We start from the raw sequence: 14,510 nt of genomic DNA, 5'->3' as shown, positions 1-14,510 counted from the left end.
AACTTGCATTAAACGGCAGGTTTTCTGCCGAAATCGATCAGCGGCCCGGTATCGGGCGGTTGGCGACTTCCACAAGCGACTTGTGGATATATTCATTTCCGGCTGCAACGGTGCCGCTGCCGAAGATATCCGTGCCGCCCTTGATGTCGGAAGCAAAACCGCCGGCCTCACGAATCAGCACTAGACCGGCCGCCATATCCCACGGAGAAAGCTCGGCTTCCCAGAAGCCATCCAGACGGCCTGCTGCCACATAGGCGAGATCGAGTGCTGCAGCGCCCATACGGCGGATGCCGGCGGCCTCGCCCATGACGTGGCGAAGCTCGACGAGGAATTTGCCATGATTGCCGCGGCCAAGATGCGGAACGCCGCAGCCGATGACGCAATCGGTCAGCGCTTTGCGTGCAGCAACGCGAATGCGGCGATCATTGAGGAACGCGCCGCCGCCACGCTCGGCGGTGTAGAGTTCGTCGGTGGCCGGATTGAAGATCACGCCGGCGACAACTTCACCATTGCGCTCGAGCGCGATGGAAACGGCGAAATGCGGAATGCCGTGTAGGAAGTTGGTGGTGCCATCAAGCGGATCGACGATCCAGCGATGCGCGCCATCCGTGCCCTTTTCCTCGCCACCTTCCTCGCCCAGAAAGTCGTAGGTCGGGCGGGCTTTCATCAGCTCGTCGCGCACGATCTTTTCGGCTTTCAGATCCGCCTGCGAGACGAAATCGCTCGGTCCCTTGACCGAAACCTGAAGGTTCTGCACTTCACCGAAGTCACGCGACAAAGACTTACCCGCCTTGATGGCGGCCTGAACCATGACATTGAGAAGGGCTGAACGGGCCATCGAATTTGTTTCCTGGAAAGCTTGCGAACCGCCCGAAAGCGCATCGGGCAGGCACGTCATTATTTTCTTGAATTGAAAGTTTTCGGTTCAAGACCACAAAACGCGCGGAAATTCAAGGCAAAAAGCCCGCACCGGCCAGCCGGCACCGGAAGATCGGGCCTGCATCACGTCGGACGGAAACGATTTGCGGCCTCTATCCCCTTTTTCTGCTGCTCGTCGGTGATGCCGAGATAAAAATCCTCGAGAGCCGGATCCTTGAGCCCGGCGCGGCGGGAAAGCACATACCATTTGGCCGCCTCCACCGGATCTGGCCGGGTGCCGAGCGCCTGAATGTAAAGATGCGCCACCTTGTTCTGCGCAATGACATTGCCGCGCTGCGCCGCGCCATAAAGCCAGCGGAAGCCCTCTTCCAGATTTCTCTCGCCACCGAAACCGTTGACCAGCCAGATGCCGAGATCGACCTGCGCGGTATCGTATCCTGCCTTTGCGGCCCGCATCAGCCAATCCCGCGCCTTGGCCTTCTTGTCTGCCGGCACATCCTTGACCGACCAGTAAATCTGCGACACCGCATATTGCGCGTCGGCAATGCCCTGCTCGGCGGATTTTTCGTAGAATGGCATGGCCATCAGCAGGCCCTTGGCGCCGGGATTTTCCGAAACCAGTATCTGCCCCCAGTTGAACTGAGCGGACGCATTGCCGGCTTCCGCCGCCCGGCGCATGAAATCGTCGGCCTTGGCCTTGTCGCGGGTAACGAATTTGCCTTCCATCAGGATCAGGGCGAATTTGAACATGGCAACGGGATCGCCACCCTGCGCCGCCTGCTGATACCAGAAGGCCGAGGTCTTCTCGTCGCGAGCGATACCAAGGCCGCGCGACATCATTTCGGCCACCAGCGTCTGCGCGGACGCATCGCCGTTTTGCGCGCGGCTCAGCGCCTTGTCGAGCGCCTGCACATATTCGCCGCGCTGGAAATGCCCGTAGGCCTCATCTATCCTGCCCTTGAATTCCTTCTCAGGCGGCAGTGCCGGCAGGTCTGCGCCCATGCGCTGATAGACGTTGACGCCCTGCGACGGCTGCAGATCCTTCTGTTCCTCGGATTGCACCCTGCCCTGACGGGAAGGCTGCGCCTCATCCTCCATCTGGCGGGAGAGCGCATTGCTCTCGCTTTGCGGCCCGGATTGAGCAAAGGCAACGCCCGCCGGTGCGCCAAAAGCAAGCGCCAGCAGCGAAACGGAAAAGCAGAAAGGAACCGAGCGCATGAACATCGCCTGTATCAACCGCCAAACCGTGGCGCTTTTTCGTCAAGCAAAGCGTTGATTTCAGAAACCGCCTGGGCGGCACCGGCGTCATTGCCGAAAACGCCGCTGCGCATCGCCACAAATTCCACGCCGGTTTCAGCCACGGCAACCACCGAGGACGGATCCGTGCCGCCCATGACGATGGCCGGGATTTCGATCATCGACGCCCACCACTCGCCAAGCGCCAGGTTTTTGGGATGGGCCTCCGGCTTGATGTCACCTTCCAGCTTGCCAAAAAAGACGTAATCCGGATTGGCCTCACCCATCTCCAGAGCCTTGTGGCGGTCATCCGCATTGCCACCGCCGACGATCAGTTTCGGCGTAAAGTTTTCCACGGCCTCGGCAAGCGCCTCGGCATTACCAGCCACATGCAGGCCATCCGCCTTCACCCGGCTGGCGACGCGGCTGTCGCCGGCGATGAGAGCGGCAGCACCCACTTTCTGAACGGTCGGCACAATGAGTTCGGCCCACTTCTGGAAAGACGCGTCATCCAGATCGTATTGCGGAATGATGACGGAGGCCACATCGCCGCCCCGCAATGCGTCTTCCAAATCTGCCGCCTGCTTTTGCGCATCGCCCGATTGCGGGACGATCAGGACAAGGCGGCAACGGTCTTCAACTATGGTCATCGGTTCGTCCATTTCAGGCAGAAGACACTTCCGGAGCGATCTGCACTCGTTTTGATATGATAAATCCGATAAACCGGACCGGCGAAAGGATCAACCATCCATCCATGCTGACCGATTTTCATTTTTTTCTCGTCGCCATTCCCGCAGTCGTGCTTGTCGGCCTTTCCAAGGGTGGGCTGGGTGGTGCGCTGGCACTGATGGGCGTGCCGCTTATGGCACTGGCGATCCCGCCCGTGCAGGCGGCGGCGATCTTTCTGCCGATCCTGATCGTCATGGATCTCGTGGCGCTTTGGGCGTGGCGGCACCATAACCATCGTCAAACGCTCCTCATCATGTTGCCGGGCGCAATCGCCGGCATCACGCTCGGTTGGGCCACCTCGAGCCTCATATCGGCAGACGCCATGCGCCTTGTCGTCGCCTCGGTAACCATCCTCTTCGTCATGCGCTATTTTTACGAGAGCTTCAAAAGCCGAAGGGGGCAGGCAATCCCGGCCAAACCGCAACGACCGGCGGCCGCGACGCTCTGGTCCAGCCTGTCGGGTTATGCGAGTTTCGTCGCCCATGCGGGCGGGCCGCCCTTCCAGATCTACGTCCTGCCGCTAAAACTGGATCCCAAAACCTATACCGGCATGAGCGTGCGTTTCTTCGCCATCATGAATGCAATCAAGCTCATCCCCTATTTTGCGCTGGGTGCGCTTGACGCCACCAACCTCAAGACATCGGCAAGCCTGCTGCCCGTGGCGATGCTGGCGACACTCGCTGGCGCCAAAGTGGTGAAATACATGAAACCATCAGTGTTTTATCCGCTCATGTATACGATGGCGCTTGTCGCCGCATCGAAGCTGCTATGGGACGGGTTGCCGTTTTAGCCTTCGACAGCCAATAAAAAGCCCCGACTGCACCACAGGTGCTGCCGGGGCCGAAAGAGAACAAACCGTCAGTCCTTCATTTCATCAAAGGCTGCGGTGTAGCTTATTCCATTCAATGCCTAGTGGAGGCTCTGAGCCTCTGCAATTCATCCTTCAGGCGCAGTTTACGACGTTTGAGGTCGGCAATCTCCGTATCGTCCGAAGACGGGGAAGCAAGAATACTTTCGAGCTGCTCCTCCAGAGCGCCGTGTTTCTTTTCGAGCGATGCAATATGAGCCTGAATGGTCATGCGGCACGTCCTTCCTTTTTTAAACCTACCTCCAGCTCTCCATCGCTGGAGTTTCAGGTTTGCGACGACAATGTGACATGGATTAACGATATTGTCGAAGGCGAAATGAAGGCAATAAGTGGGCAATTTGGTCGCAAGGGATAACTTCCCGTTACCGCGATTTGATGATAGAGGCTCGTGAACGATGACATACGCGCCGGAGGCTATCCGGCTGGCATAAAATGGGGATGACAAGATGCCCGATCAGGACCAGGCGGACATCAGGCTCACGCTGGCGCGGCTGCGCCAGGAGCATGAGGACTATGACGCGGCGATCAACGCGATGATCCAGACCAGCTGCGATGCGCTGCGGATACAGCGCATGAAAAAGAAAAAGCTGGCCGTCAAGGACAAGATGACCCAGATCGAAGATCAGGTCATTCCCGACATCATCGCCTGATCCGGAGAAATCACGTGACAGCAGAAACACCCCCCGTCGCCATCATCATGGGCAGCCAGTCGGACTGGGAGACCATGAAGAACGCCGCCGATACGCTCGATGCGCTTGATGTCGAATATGAAGCGCGCATCATTTCCGCCCACCGCACGCCGGACCGGCTTTATGATTTCGCCAATGGCGCCAAAGACGAAGGCTTCAAGGTCATCATCGCAGGTGCTGGCGGCGCCGCCCACCTGCCGGGCATGACCGCCGCCATGACGCCTCTGCCTGTCTTCGGCGTTCCGGTACAGTCCAAGACCATGTCCGGACAGGACAGCCTCTACTCCATCGTGCAGATGCCGGCCGGCATTCCCGTCGGCACGCTTGCCATCGGCAAGGCCGGCGCCATCAATGCCGCACTTCTGGCGGCTGCGGTTCTGGCGCTCAGTGACGAGGATCTGGCCGACCGGCTGGATGCATGGCGCGCGCGCCAGTCGGCAGCCGTCGCCGAATATCCGATGGACAGCGCCCAGTGATGGCGAAGATGAATGATCTGACCATCGGCATCATTGGCGGCGGGCAGCTTGGCCGCATGCTGGCGATGGCGGCCGCGCGTCTCAACCACCGTACCATCGTGCTGGAGCCGCAGGCTGATTGTCCGGCCGCCCAGGTTTGCAACGACCAGATCGTCGCGGATTATGACGATGAAAGCGCCCTTGCGGAACTCGCCCGTCGCTGCGATGTCGTGACCTATGAATTCGAGAACGTGCCTGTGGCGGCAGCCGAAATGCTCGCCGCCTCCGTTCCCGTCTATCCGCCGCCACAGGCGCTCAACGCCTCGCAGGACAGGCTGACCGAGAAGCGCTTCCTCAACGGTTGCGGCATTCCGACGGCCGATTTTCGCGCCATCGACAGCCAGGAAGAACTGGAGGCCGCCCTGGCGGCTTTTGGTGGCAAGGGCGTGCTGAAAACCCGCCGCATGGGCTATGACGGCAAAGGACAGCGCCTGTTCCGCGGTGGCGAGGACGGCGCAGGTGCTTTCGACGCGCTCGGTGGCGTGCCGCTCATCCTTGAGAGCTTCGTCGCCTTCGAGCGGGAAATATCGATTATCGCCGCTCGCTTCAGGGACGGCACCGTTGTCTGCTACGATCCGGCTGAAAACGTCCATCTGAACGGCATTCTGCACACATCGACCGTGCCGGCTGCGCTCTCGAAAGCGGCTGCGGCAGTTTCCGTCCAGTCTGCGGAGAAGCTTCTGGCGGCGCTGGATTATGTCGGCGTCATCGGCATCGAATTCTTCGTGCTGTCCGATGGCTCTCTGGTTGCCAATGAAATGGCGCCGCGCGTGCACAATACCGGCCACTGGACGGAAGCCGCCTGTGTGATCTCGCAATTCGAGCAGCATATACGGGCAGTGTCCGGCCTTGCGCCCGGCAGCGCGGCCCGTCATTCGGATTGTGTCATGACCAACCTCATCGGTGACGACATTGATGATGTTCCGGCATGGCTGTCGAAAAAAGACTGTCTCGTACACCTCTACGGCAAGACGGAAGCACGACCCGGCCGCAAGATGGGCCATGTGACCGAGCTTTTGCACACAGGAAAAGCCTCAGTCTTTTAAGGCAAAGACACCTGCAAGTGTTGACAGGCAGGGGTCAAACGGGTATTTGCCTGCCAACCGAAAAGAGCGCGCCCCGTTGCGCGCTTTTGATTGTTTGAATAAGCACGGTAAAAGCCGTGCAAAACTGCGGACCAGTAAAATGAAAATCAAGAATTCGCTTAAAGCGCTTAAGGCCCGTCACCGCGATAACCGCCTGGTTCGCCGCAAGGGCCGCGTCTACATCATCAACAAGCAGAACCCGCGCTTCAAGGCTCGTCAGGGCTGATTGACTGCGACTGCGGTTCGCGCTCAACGTCGCGGATCACTTTGTTGACAGAGCAAAACTTTGCATTTGATATTGGGCGCAGGCGGGTTAATCTTTAACCCATGCGCCCAAATCGTTTTTGCATGGCTATTATCGTCGCTCAGGGTCTCCTATTATCAGGACTGACCTCCATCGCTCATGCCACGGATGGACAAACGCCTGCGGCCACGCAAGCCGCGCCTTCACCGGCCGGAACCATCGACACGCTTTTTGCATCGTTGAAAAAAGAGCGAAATGCGGTCAAGGCGCGCAGCATCGCCAACCAGATTGCATCCGAATGGAACGATTCCGGCAGCGCGACGATCAATCTCCTGATGCAATGGGCAGGCGAAGCCTCCGACGAAAAGCGCAACGCCGCGGCTTACGATTTTCTCGATCAGATCATTCTGCTCGATCCGGGTTATGTGCAGGCGCCCTATCGCCGCGCCATGGTGCATTTTGCCGATGGCGACACCCGCAAGGCGATGGCGGATATCAACCTGACGCTCGAAAAGGAGCCGCGCTATTTTCCAGCGCTGGCGAGCCTTGCCAATATCCTCGAAGCCTCCGGACGCGACGAACTGGCGCTGAAAGCATGGGAGCGTTATCTGGCGCTTTATCCAGCTGACAAGGACGCCCGCAAACAGGCCATCGATCTTTCCGAGAAGCTTGCCGGCACACGCGGCTGAGTTCCAAGGGGCCAAACAAAAATCGCCGCAAAAGCGGCGATTTTTTATTGAGTGACCGTCAGCCGATCATTCCATGCCAAGTGCTGCCATATAGGTCTGCAGGATGGTTTCTTCCTCGATGCGCTCGTTGGCATCCTTCTTGCGCAGGCGGATGATGGTGCGGATCGCCTTGGTATCGTAACCACGACCCTTCGCCTCGCCCATGACATCCTTGATGTCGCCCTGAATGGCAGCCTTTTCTTCTTCGAGACGCTCGACGCGCTCGATGAACTGGCGCAGTTCGGCGGCGGCGACGGTTTCGGTGGTGCTCGTTTCGTCCATCATATCATCCTTCGTAGTGGCGGCTCTTTCGCGTGAGCCCTGTTCATTGCATCCGGGCTAAAACTTTCGCCGGTCGCCGCCAGCCGGGCGGCACAAATTCAGGCCTGTGAACTGCCCATTGCCGGGCTTCACGTCAAGTCGTTTCCGTCGATCGGGGGTTATTCCTTCGGTCTGTTCTGCTCAAAGGCGGCTTTCTGGGCGTCGCTCGCCTCCGCCTGATATTTTTCCTTCCAGTCATCATAAGGCATGCCATAGACGATTTCACGGGATTGATCCTTGCTGAGCGGAGCGCCAGCCGCCTCAGACGCTTCCCGGTACCAGTTGGAAAGGCAATTGCGGCAGAAGCCGGCAAGATTCATCAGATCGATATTCTGCACATCGTGGCGCTCACGAAGATGCTGCACCAGACGGCGGAAGGCAGCCGCCTCGAACTCGATCTGCTGTGTGTCGTTCTCTTTCGTCATGGGGCAACTCCAGGCTCAATAGGGGCCGGTGCGGGAGGCGAATAGCTGATATTCATGCAAAACCGGATCGTCGTTCATTGCGGCGAAAATGGGAGCAAGACGGTTCGACCAGGCCGCAATCCCCTCCTCATCTGCGATCAGATCCTGCCGAACCTCCAGAAGCGCATGCGGTATGCCCTTCATCATGCAGTGGCGATACATGGTATCGCCCTTCAACGCCCCGTCATAGGGCTCGTTGTCGCCGACGAGAATGTCGCCGGTCGCACGCAGATGCGCCAGGAGCGGGTCGACCACGCGGTTATCCGTGTCCCACAGAACCGCCGCATGCCAGGGGCGCGGCGTTTCCTTCCAGAAGGGCGTGTAGGAATGCAGCGACAGAACAAGCGGCGCTTCACCCGAGGCTTCGGCAACGCCGGTCAGCACGCGGTCAACGGCATTGTGATACGGGCGGTGAAAAATCTCGATGCGTCTTTGCCACTCCTCATCCGAAATCGGGTGATTGCCGGGAATGATTGCCCCGTCGGAAATTTTCATGATGAGGGTAGGGTCATCCTCGCCGCGATTCGGGTCGATCAGCAGCCGCGAAAACCGTCCGAGCACCGCCGGCACGCCAAGACGGGCCGCGAGCGACCGCGTCAGCCCTTCTATGCCGATATCAAATGCGATATGGCGATGAAAAGCGGTTTGCGGAAGGCCAAGTTTGCCGTAGTGTGCCGGCAGAAGGTTCATCGCATGGTCCGCCAGAAGAACCATGCCTTTGTCATATTCGCCTTCTATGATTTCATAAGGTATGAAGTCGTTCATCGATGATTTTCTGGGGCAGGATTGAGGAGAAAAGCTTGATGGCATGGCTTGAGGCCGGGCGCAAGTTTCGGCGGAAGAACAGCCATCTACCTTACCGCACTCACGATCCCACGAACAATATAATCGATTAAACTCGCGTTGACTTTCTTTGGCGGCCACGCCAAGAAGTGTGTTCATTATAACCATGGAATCCGGATGGAAGCCGTGACTCAGTCATCTCTCGCTCGTCCTCGCCACATCAGGCACCTTGCCCGTCTTTTTTCCGCAGCGGCATTGTTTATGACCCCGTTTGTGTTCGTGGAAACCGCACATGCGGATTTTCGCGTCTGCAACAGCACGCAAAATCTCGTGGGGGTCGCAATCGGCTATCGGGCACAGGAGGGCTGGGTCAGTGAAGGCTGGTGGCAGGTCCCCTCCTCGACCTGCGCGACGCTGATCGAGGGTGAGTTGCAATCGCGTTATTATTATCTTTATGCCGAAGATGCCGCCCATGGCGGCCGCTGGACCGGTGACGTCAACATGTGCGTGGCGGAAAACGAGTTCAAGATCGGCGGCGTAGATGATTGTTATGCCCGCAGCTTCCAGAGAATGGGTTTCAAGGAATATGACACGGGCAGACAGGGCAGCTGGATGGTCCAGCTTTCCGATACGCCAGGCACACAGGGAAATCAAAACTGATGAAGCGTAACCGCAAAGTCAAAATTCTTGCAACTCTCGGCCCCGCCTCTTCGGAAGAGGCGATGATCGAGAAGCTGCATCTCGCCGGCGCCGATCTCTTCCGGATCAACATGAGCCATGCGAGCCATGACGTGATGCGGACGCTCATTCAGCGTATCCGCTCGGTCGAAAGCCGTAACGGTCGCCCCATCGGTATTCTTGCCGACCTGCAGGGTCCCAAGCTGCGCGTCGGCAAATTCGCCGAAGGCAAGGTCGATCTCGTGGCAGGCCAGACCTTCACGCTGGATAATAACGACACGCCCGGTGACAACACCCGCGTTTTCCTGCCGCATCCTGAAATTCTCGAAGCGGTCAAGCCAGGCCACCGCCTGCTGATCGATGACGGCAAGCTGCATCTGCGCGCTGAAAAATGTGACGGCAAGAGCATCGTCACGACCGTTGTTTCCGGCACCAAGATTTCAGACCGCAAGGGCATCAGCCTTCCCGACACCCTGCTCGGCGTTGGCGTCCTCACCGATAAGGACCGCGTCGATCTCGATGCCGTTCTCGCCACCAACGAGGTGGACTGGGTTGCACTTTCCTTCGTCCAGCGTCCTGAAGACCTTGCCGAAGTGCGCAAGATCGCGCGCGGCCGCGTTGGCCTGATGTCGAAGATCGAAAAGCCGCAGGCCGTCGAGCGCATCGAGGAAATCATCGAGCTTTCCGACGCCTTGATGGTCGCACGCGGCGATCTTGGTGTAGAAATGCCGCTCGAGGCCGTTCCGGGCATCCAGAAGCAGCTGACGCGCGCCTGCCGCCGCGCCGGCAAGCCGGTCGTCGTCGCCACGCAGATGCTGGAATCGATGATCACCGCGCCCGTTCCGACCCGCGCGGAAGTATCCGACGTCGCTACCGCCGTCTTCGAAGGTGCTGATGCCATCATGCTTTCGGCTGAATCCGCCTCCGGCGACTATCCGGTAGAAGCCGTTTCCACCATGGCCTCCATCGCCAGCACCGTGGAACAGGATCCGCATTATTCCAACATCATCTATGCGCAGCGCGCCCAGCCGGAGCCGACAGGCGCCGACGCCATTTCGCTCGCTGCCCGCCAGATCGCCGAAACGCTGAAACTGTCGGCGATCGTTACCTATACCTCGTCCGGCACGACGGGTCTGCGTGCAGCACGCGAACGGCCGCAGGTGCCGATCATTGCCCTTTCGCCGATCATCCAGACCGCACGCCGCCTGTCGGTCGTCTGGGGCCTGCACTGCGTCGTCACCGGTGATGCGAGCGACCTCGACGACATGGTGAACCGCGCTTGTCGCATTGTTGTTTCCGAAGGTTTCGGCAAGCCGGGCGACCGCATCATCATCTCTGCCGGCGTGCCGCTCGGCACCCCCGGCGCCACCAATATGGTGCGTATCGCCTATATCGGCTCGGACGGCCAGAGCGGCGTCTGATAAAGGAATATCCAGGAATTAAAAAACCCGCCGGCAACGGCGGGTTTTTTGTTGGCCTTTCGGCCACATCAGAAAAAGCAGGCTTCAGTGCATCTTCACCGGTGTGCTGAAGCGGCTGGACTCGATTGCTGCCGCACCCGGCTTGAAGCTTGCCGACGTGGCCGAAGCCGACATGTCGTGGCTGAGCATGCGGTTGGCGATAACGCGCGGCGCCTTTACCGAGCGTCCAGTCGTACCCTTGTTCTGGTTGAGCGCCCAGTCAGAGATCGAATCCTGCGTCAGGCGACCACCGCCGACCATCGCCTGGTGGGAAACGGCGGCATCCTGCTTGCTCGGGCGCGAGCCCTTGGTCGGCAAGCCGGCAGTGAGGCCGCCATTGATGGCAGGCTTCAGATCGAACGCATCGCCGAAACCTTCCTGCGGCTCCGCCTTGGCGGTTTCAGCCGGTGCAACGGTGACCTTGTGGTTGACGGCAGCCGGGAAGGGCGCGGCGGTCGGCATGGCAGCGGACTGGACCTGCGAACGCGCGGCCTGACCGCTCTGTTCAAGCGCCGCAACCACCGTCGGAGAAAGCGTATCCTGCCGCGCCTCGGCGAGATCGTCTTCGCCTTCCGGATCGGCATTGGCGGCAGCAAGAAGGGCTTCAGCCACGGCCGGGCGATTAGCGGGAACCGGAACAGAGGCAAGCTCACCGGTTGCCGCAGGGGTCGCACCATCGGCAGACGCCGTCAGGATCGATCCTTCCGCATCACCTCTCATGCCACGCGGGCCGAGAAGTGTGGGCACGGGCACGGAGACTTCAGCCAGATCGGCAAATTGCTGGCGTTCGGCCGGAGCGGAAGCCGGCGTTGGCGTCGTCGCGGCCTGCAGGGCATCCTGCGCGGCATTGCGGGCCGGGGAGTAAAGTGCAGTGGCAAGACCGGTATTGGCCGGCGGCTGATTACCAAAGGCAGGGCGAGCCGTCGGCAGCGGTGCATCGTTCACGCCCGGAAGAGCTTGGGCGGAAGCAACCGCAATCGTCGGTTCTGGCTCAGGTGCTGCCTGCTGCGGCGTTGCCGGGCGAGCGACGGCCGGGCGTTCCGCCGGCGCCGGCGCTGCGATGCTATCGGGATCTTCATCCTCATCACCACCACCGCCAAACAGCGCCTGCAACAGCGTCTTGCGCTTGCCACCACCACCAGAGGAAGCGGGACCGGCACCGGCGCTGGATGCAACCTGAACGGAGGAGGAGTTGACGCGCTTCTTGTAATCCGCCAGCGCCTGCTCATAACCGGGAAGCGGCTTGCCGTCGGATGGAACGTGCAGCGTGTTGCCTTTCGGGAAGATACGCACGAGTTCCTGGCGGCTCATACGTGGCCAGGCGCGAACGCCGCCGACATCCATGTGCACGAAGGGGGAACCTGAGCTCGGATAAAAGCCGACGCCGCCGATCTGCATCTGCATGCCTATTTCACGCAGGGTCGAAAGCTTCACGCCGGGAATGTAAAAATCCATGGCCTTGCCGAGCATATGCTGGCTTTTTTCTGCGACACCCTTGGTGCGCGAACGCAAAAGACCGTTGGTCTCTGGCGAACGGAAGGCCGAGACGACATTGATATAATCGGTCGCGCCGCTGCGGCGATAGACTTCCCAGACGAGATCGAAAAGGCGCGGGTCCATGCGTGTGGGCTGGTTGCGACGCCAGTCGCGCAGGAAGCGGTTCAGTTCCTGCAGGCCCTTCTGATCATATTTTCCATTGCGCTTGAAGGTAATGACCGCCTTCTCGCGTGTGTGGATATAATACAGTTTGAGGCTGCGCGTTTCGGCGGCGGCTTCCGTCGCCGAAACACCTACGAAAGGCATGGCGGCGAGCATCAGGCAGGCAAAGGTGACAGCGCGCGCCGACAGCTTCGTGCATATATCCTTGATCAAGCCGCGCGCAATCTTTGTCGAAAGCGCGTTATTGCGATGCAGATATGGCAATTCGATCCCCGCCTGGAAGACAATTTATGTCACATTGCCTCAAATGAACGTCAAATACGGTGACACGATGGCAAAATTGCCACACACATGCAACCTTCCTCTATATAGTGAATCAGCCACTAACAAGAGGTTTATAGACGGTAAGCGGATATCCTTGCTCAGAAGTTAACAAATTTCACGATCTGCCGGGCAATGCGCCATTTGCGGCGTCATGCGGCATCTCGAAGGGGATCGTCGGGATCGATGCCGTAATCCTTCAGTTTTCGATAAAGCGTCGAGCGGCCGATGCCGAGTTTTCTGGCGACCTGGCTCATTTGCCCGCGATAGAAACGCAGCGCGAAGCGGATAAGCTCCTCTTCGATCTCGGCCAGCTTTCGAATATTGCCCGCCTCGTCCATGCTCGAGATCAGGTTTCCGCCCCGATATATGGTGGTGGAAACATCCGTTGTCTCTTCCACAACAGCGTGGCTTTCGGCGAGCGGAGGCGGCGGCGAATAGACGGCCAGCTTCAGCGACGACCCGGATGGGGACCGGATGGCGTCACCCGCATCGTCCATCGCCGCGAATTCCGGGAGCTGCAACGCGATCTGCGGAAAATCGGTATCCGCCAGTTCCTCGCCCTGCGACAGGACAACGGCGCGGAAGACCGCATTTTCAAGCTGGCGAATATTGCCGGGCCAATCATAGGCCGTCAGAAGCGCCAGCGCGCTGGCATCAAGGCCGACGGGATTGGGCAATTTCTGTTCGGCGGAAAAACGCTCGGCAAAAACCCGCGCCAGATGCGGGATATCTTCCTTGCGACGGCGCAGCGCCGGAATGGTGATCGGGAAAACATTGAGGCGATAATAAAGGTCTTCGCGGAAACGGCCTTCCTTCACCTCTTCGATCAGGTTCTTGTTGGTGGCGGAGATCAACCGGACATTGACCTTCTGCACCCGCGCCGAGCCGACGGTTTCGATTTCGCCCTGCTGAACCGCGCGCAACAGCTTCACCTGCACGTCCAACGGCAGATCGCCGATTTCATCGAGGAACAGCGTGCCGCCATCCGCTTCCATGAATTTGCCGATGTGTTTTTCCGTAGCACCCGTAAAAGCGCCCTTCTCGTGGCCGAAGAGAATGCTCTCCACCAGATTATGCGGGATGGCGCCACAATTGACGGTGATGAACGGCTTGTTCGCCCTGTCGCCTGCCGACTGGATGGCACGGGCAACCATTTCCTTGCCGACACCCGATTCGCCTTCCAGCACCACGGGAATACTGGACTGGGCGGCGCGCTGCGCCAGTTCTATCACCCTCAGCATTGCCGGGCTGGCGGAAACGATATCGGTAAAATTCACTGCATTGCTCCGTCCACGCCTGCCCGTGCGGGCCTTTGCTTCTCTCCTGTCCAGTTTGAGGGCATTGGAAATGGCCGCGCCGATCCTTTCCGGCGAGACTGGCTTGACGACGAAATCAAAAGCGCCGGCGCGCATGGCCTGCACGACGGTATCGATGCCGCCCTGCCCGGTCTGAACGATGACGGGAACATCGGTGCCGAGTTCGCCAACGGCTTTCAGAAAGGAAAGACCGTCCATTTCCGGCATCATGAGGTCGAGGACGATGACATTGATCTCACCGCTATATTGCTTGAGCAGCTCCAGCCCCGCCCTACCGTTTTCGGCAAGCAAGGCCATATGCCCATAACGTTCCACCGCATTTTTGAGCAGGCGGCGCTGGACGGGATCATCGTCTATCACGAGAACATGCGCGGTCATTTTTGGCTCCGGTTTCCGGTTTATGGACCTGCGTCATGCGGTCCCTTGTGCCGCACTCTGGCACGGGAGACTTGAACATCCAGTTTTGAGATTTGCTTGCATTTTATCCATTGCTGCGGGAAACAAAGGCCCCATATGCTTCGCAAGCATAATC

The 14,510-nt window shown here is 59.2% G+C and carries 17 protein-coding genes; 8 read left to right on the top strand and 9 right to left on the bottom strand.

Translation table 11 applies throughout. The features are described 5' to 3' along the window. Positions 1 to 37: 37 nt before the first annotated feature. From M0412_RS13935 to M0412_RS13925, 3 genes are all read right to left on the bottom strand, one after another. Complete coding sequence (locus tag M0412_RS13935) at positions 38 to 838, bottom strand: inositol monophosphatase family protein (RefSeq protein WP_142841557.1); 801 nt, start codon at positions 836 to 838, stop codon at positions 38 to 40. Positions 839 to 1,002: 164 nt separating this feature from the next. Next, positions 1,003 to 2,103, bottom strand: coding sequence for a tetratricopeptide repeat protein (locus M0412_RS13930; protein WP_269699004.1), 1,101 nt, complete (start codon positions 2,101 to 2,103; stop codon positions 1,003 to 1,005). Between the two features lie 8 nt (positions 2,104 to 2,111). After that, the gene (locus M0412_RS13925) at positions 2,112 to 2,765 is read right to left on the bottom strand and encodes a thiamine phosphate synthase (protein ID WP_269699002.1); all 654 of its coding nucleotides are present in this window, start codon (positions 2,763 to 2,765) and stop codon (positions 2,112 to 2,114) included. Positions 2,766 to 2,869: 104 nt separating this feature from the next. Between M0412_RS13925 and M0412_RS13920 the strand changes: the two genes are divergently transcribed. After that, entirely contained in the window at positions 2,870 to 3,634 is a 765-nt protein-coding gene (locus tag M0412_RS13920) for a sulfite exporter TauE/SafE family protein (protein WP_269699001.1), read from the top strand. 112 nt (positions 3,635 to 3,746) lie between these two features. Here M0412_RS13920 and M0412_RS13915 read toward each other — a convergent pair whose 3' ends face one another. Continuing rightward, positions 3,747 to 3,923, bottom strand: coding sequence for a YdcH family protein (locus tag M0412_RS13915; RefSeq protein WP_142841561.1), 177 nt, complete (start codon positions 3,921 to 3,923; stop codon positions 3,747 to 3,749). 235 nt (positions 3,924 to 4,158) lie between these two features. On the opposite strand from M0412_RS13915, the gene M0412_RS13910 reads away from it, so the two are divergent. The 5 genes from M0412_RS13910 (at position 4,159) to M0412_RS13890 (ending at position 6,934) form a co-directional block, all read left to right on the top strand. After that, complete coding sequence (locus M0412_RS13910) at positions 4,159 to 4,362, top strand: YdcH family protein (RefSeq protein WP_006314698.1); 204 nt, start codon at positions 4,159 to 4,161, stop codon at positions 4,360 to 4,362. 47 nt (positions 4,363 to 4,409) lie between these two features. Continuing rightward, positions 4,410 to 4,877, top strand: coding sequence for a 5-(carboxyamino)imidazole ribonucleotide mutase (gene purE, locus M0412_RS13905; RefSeq protein ID WP_035216131.1), 468 nt, complete (start codon positions 4,410 to 4,412; stop codon positions 4,875 to 4,877). Continuing rightward, entirely contained in the window at positions 4,877 to 5,962 is a 1,086-nt protein-coding gene (locus tag M0412_RS13900) for a 5-(carboxyamino)imidazole ribonucleotide synthase (protein WP_269698997.1), read from the top strand. The genes purE and M0412_RS13900 overlap by 1 nt, the downstream gene beginning before the upstream one ends. Positions 5,963 to 6,101: 139 nt before the next feature. Then, a complete protein-coding gene (ykgO, locus tag M0412_RS13895; RefSeq protein WP_003497670.1) occupies positions 6,102 to 6,227 on the top strand; it encodes a type B 50S ribosomal protein L36 in 126 nt (41 codons plus the stop codon). 101 nt (positions 6,228 to 6,328) lie between these two features. Then, on the top strand, positions 6,329 to 6,934 hold the full coding sequence (locus M0412_RS13890; protein ID WP_309568462.1) for a tetratricopeptide repeat protein: 606 nt from the start codon (positions 6,329 to 6,331) through the stop codon (positions 6,932 to 6,934). Positions 6,935 to 7,000: 66 nt separating this feature from the next. Here M0412_RS13890 and M0412_RS13885 read toward each other — a convergent pair whose 3' ends face one another. From M0412_RS13885 to M0412_RS13875, 3 genes are all read right to left on the bottom strand, one after another. Continuing rightward, positions 7,001 to 7,258: a DUF2312 domain-containing protein gene (locus M0412_RS13885; RefSeq protein ID WP_006314683.1), complete on the bottom strand. Its 258-nt coding sequence runs from the start codon at positions 7,256 to 7,258 to the stop codon at positions 7,001 to 7,003. Between the two features lie 155 nt (positions 7,259 to 7,413). Continuing rightward, a complete protein-coding gene (locus tag M0412_RS13880; RefSeq protein WP_269698986.1) occupies positions 7,414 to 7,719 on the bottom strand; it encodes a DUF1244 domain-containing protein in 306 nt (101 codons plus the stop codon). A gap of 15 nt (positions 7,720 to 7,734) precedes the next feature. Continuing rightward, positions 7,735 to 8,523 (bottom strand): N-formylglutamate amidohydrolase, encoded by a 789-nt coding sequence (locus M0412_RS13875; RefSeq protein ID WP_142841565.1) that lies wholly within the window; start codon positions 8,521 to 8,523, stop codon positions 7,735 to 7,737. Positions 8,524 to 8,802: 279 nt separating this feature from the next. Here M0412_RS13875 and M0412_RS13870 point away from each other — a divergent pair, with 279 nt between their 5' ends. Together M0412_RS13870 and pyk are read left to right on the top strand one after the other, a co-directional pair. Continuing rightward, positions 8,803 to 9,201, top strand: coding sequence for a DUF1036 domain-containing protein (locus M0412_RS13870; protein ID WP_225244082.1), 399 nt, complete (start codon positions 8,803 to 8,805; stop codon positions 9,199 to 9,201). Further along, entirely contained in the window at positions 9,201 to 10,640 is a 1,440-nt protein-coding gene (pyk, locus tag M0412_RS13865; RefSeq protein WP_062653036.1) for a pyruvate kinase, read from the top strand. Before M0412_RS13870 ends, pyk begins: the two co-directional genes overlap by 1 nt. An 84-nt stretch (positions 10,641 to 10,724) precedes the next feature. Here the strand turns inward: pyk and M0412_RS13860 are convergent, their stop codons facing one another. Beyond that, positions 10,725 to 12,602: a DUF882 domain-containing protein gene (locus tag M0412_RS13860; protein ID WP_161991348.1), complete on the bottom strand. Its 1,878-nt coding sequence runs from the start codon at positions 12,600 to 12,602 to the stop codon at positions 10,725 to 10,727. Between the two features lie 209 nt (positions 12,603 to 12,811). Then, positions 12,812 to 14,356 carry a sigma-54 dependent transcriptional regulator gene (locus tag M0412_RS13855; RefSeq protein ID WP_269698985.1) on the bottom strand — a complete coding sequence of 515 codons (1,545 nt, stop codon included), beginning with the start codon at positions 14,354 to 14,356 and terminating at the stop codon, positions 12,812 to 12,814. Between the last annotated feature and the right edge of the window lie 154 nt (positions 14,357 to 14,510).

Source organism: Agrobacterium sp. O3.4, assembly GCF_041414895.1.
In the GTDB taxonomy this organism is placed as follows: Bacteria; Pseudomonadota; Alphaproteobacteria; order Rhizobiales; family Rhizobiaceae; genus Agrobacterium; species Agrobacterium cucumeris.
This window is presented reverse-complemented; position numbering and strand designations above follow the sequence as displayed.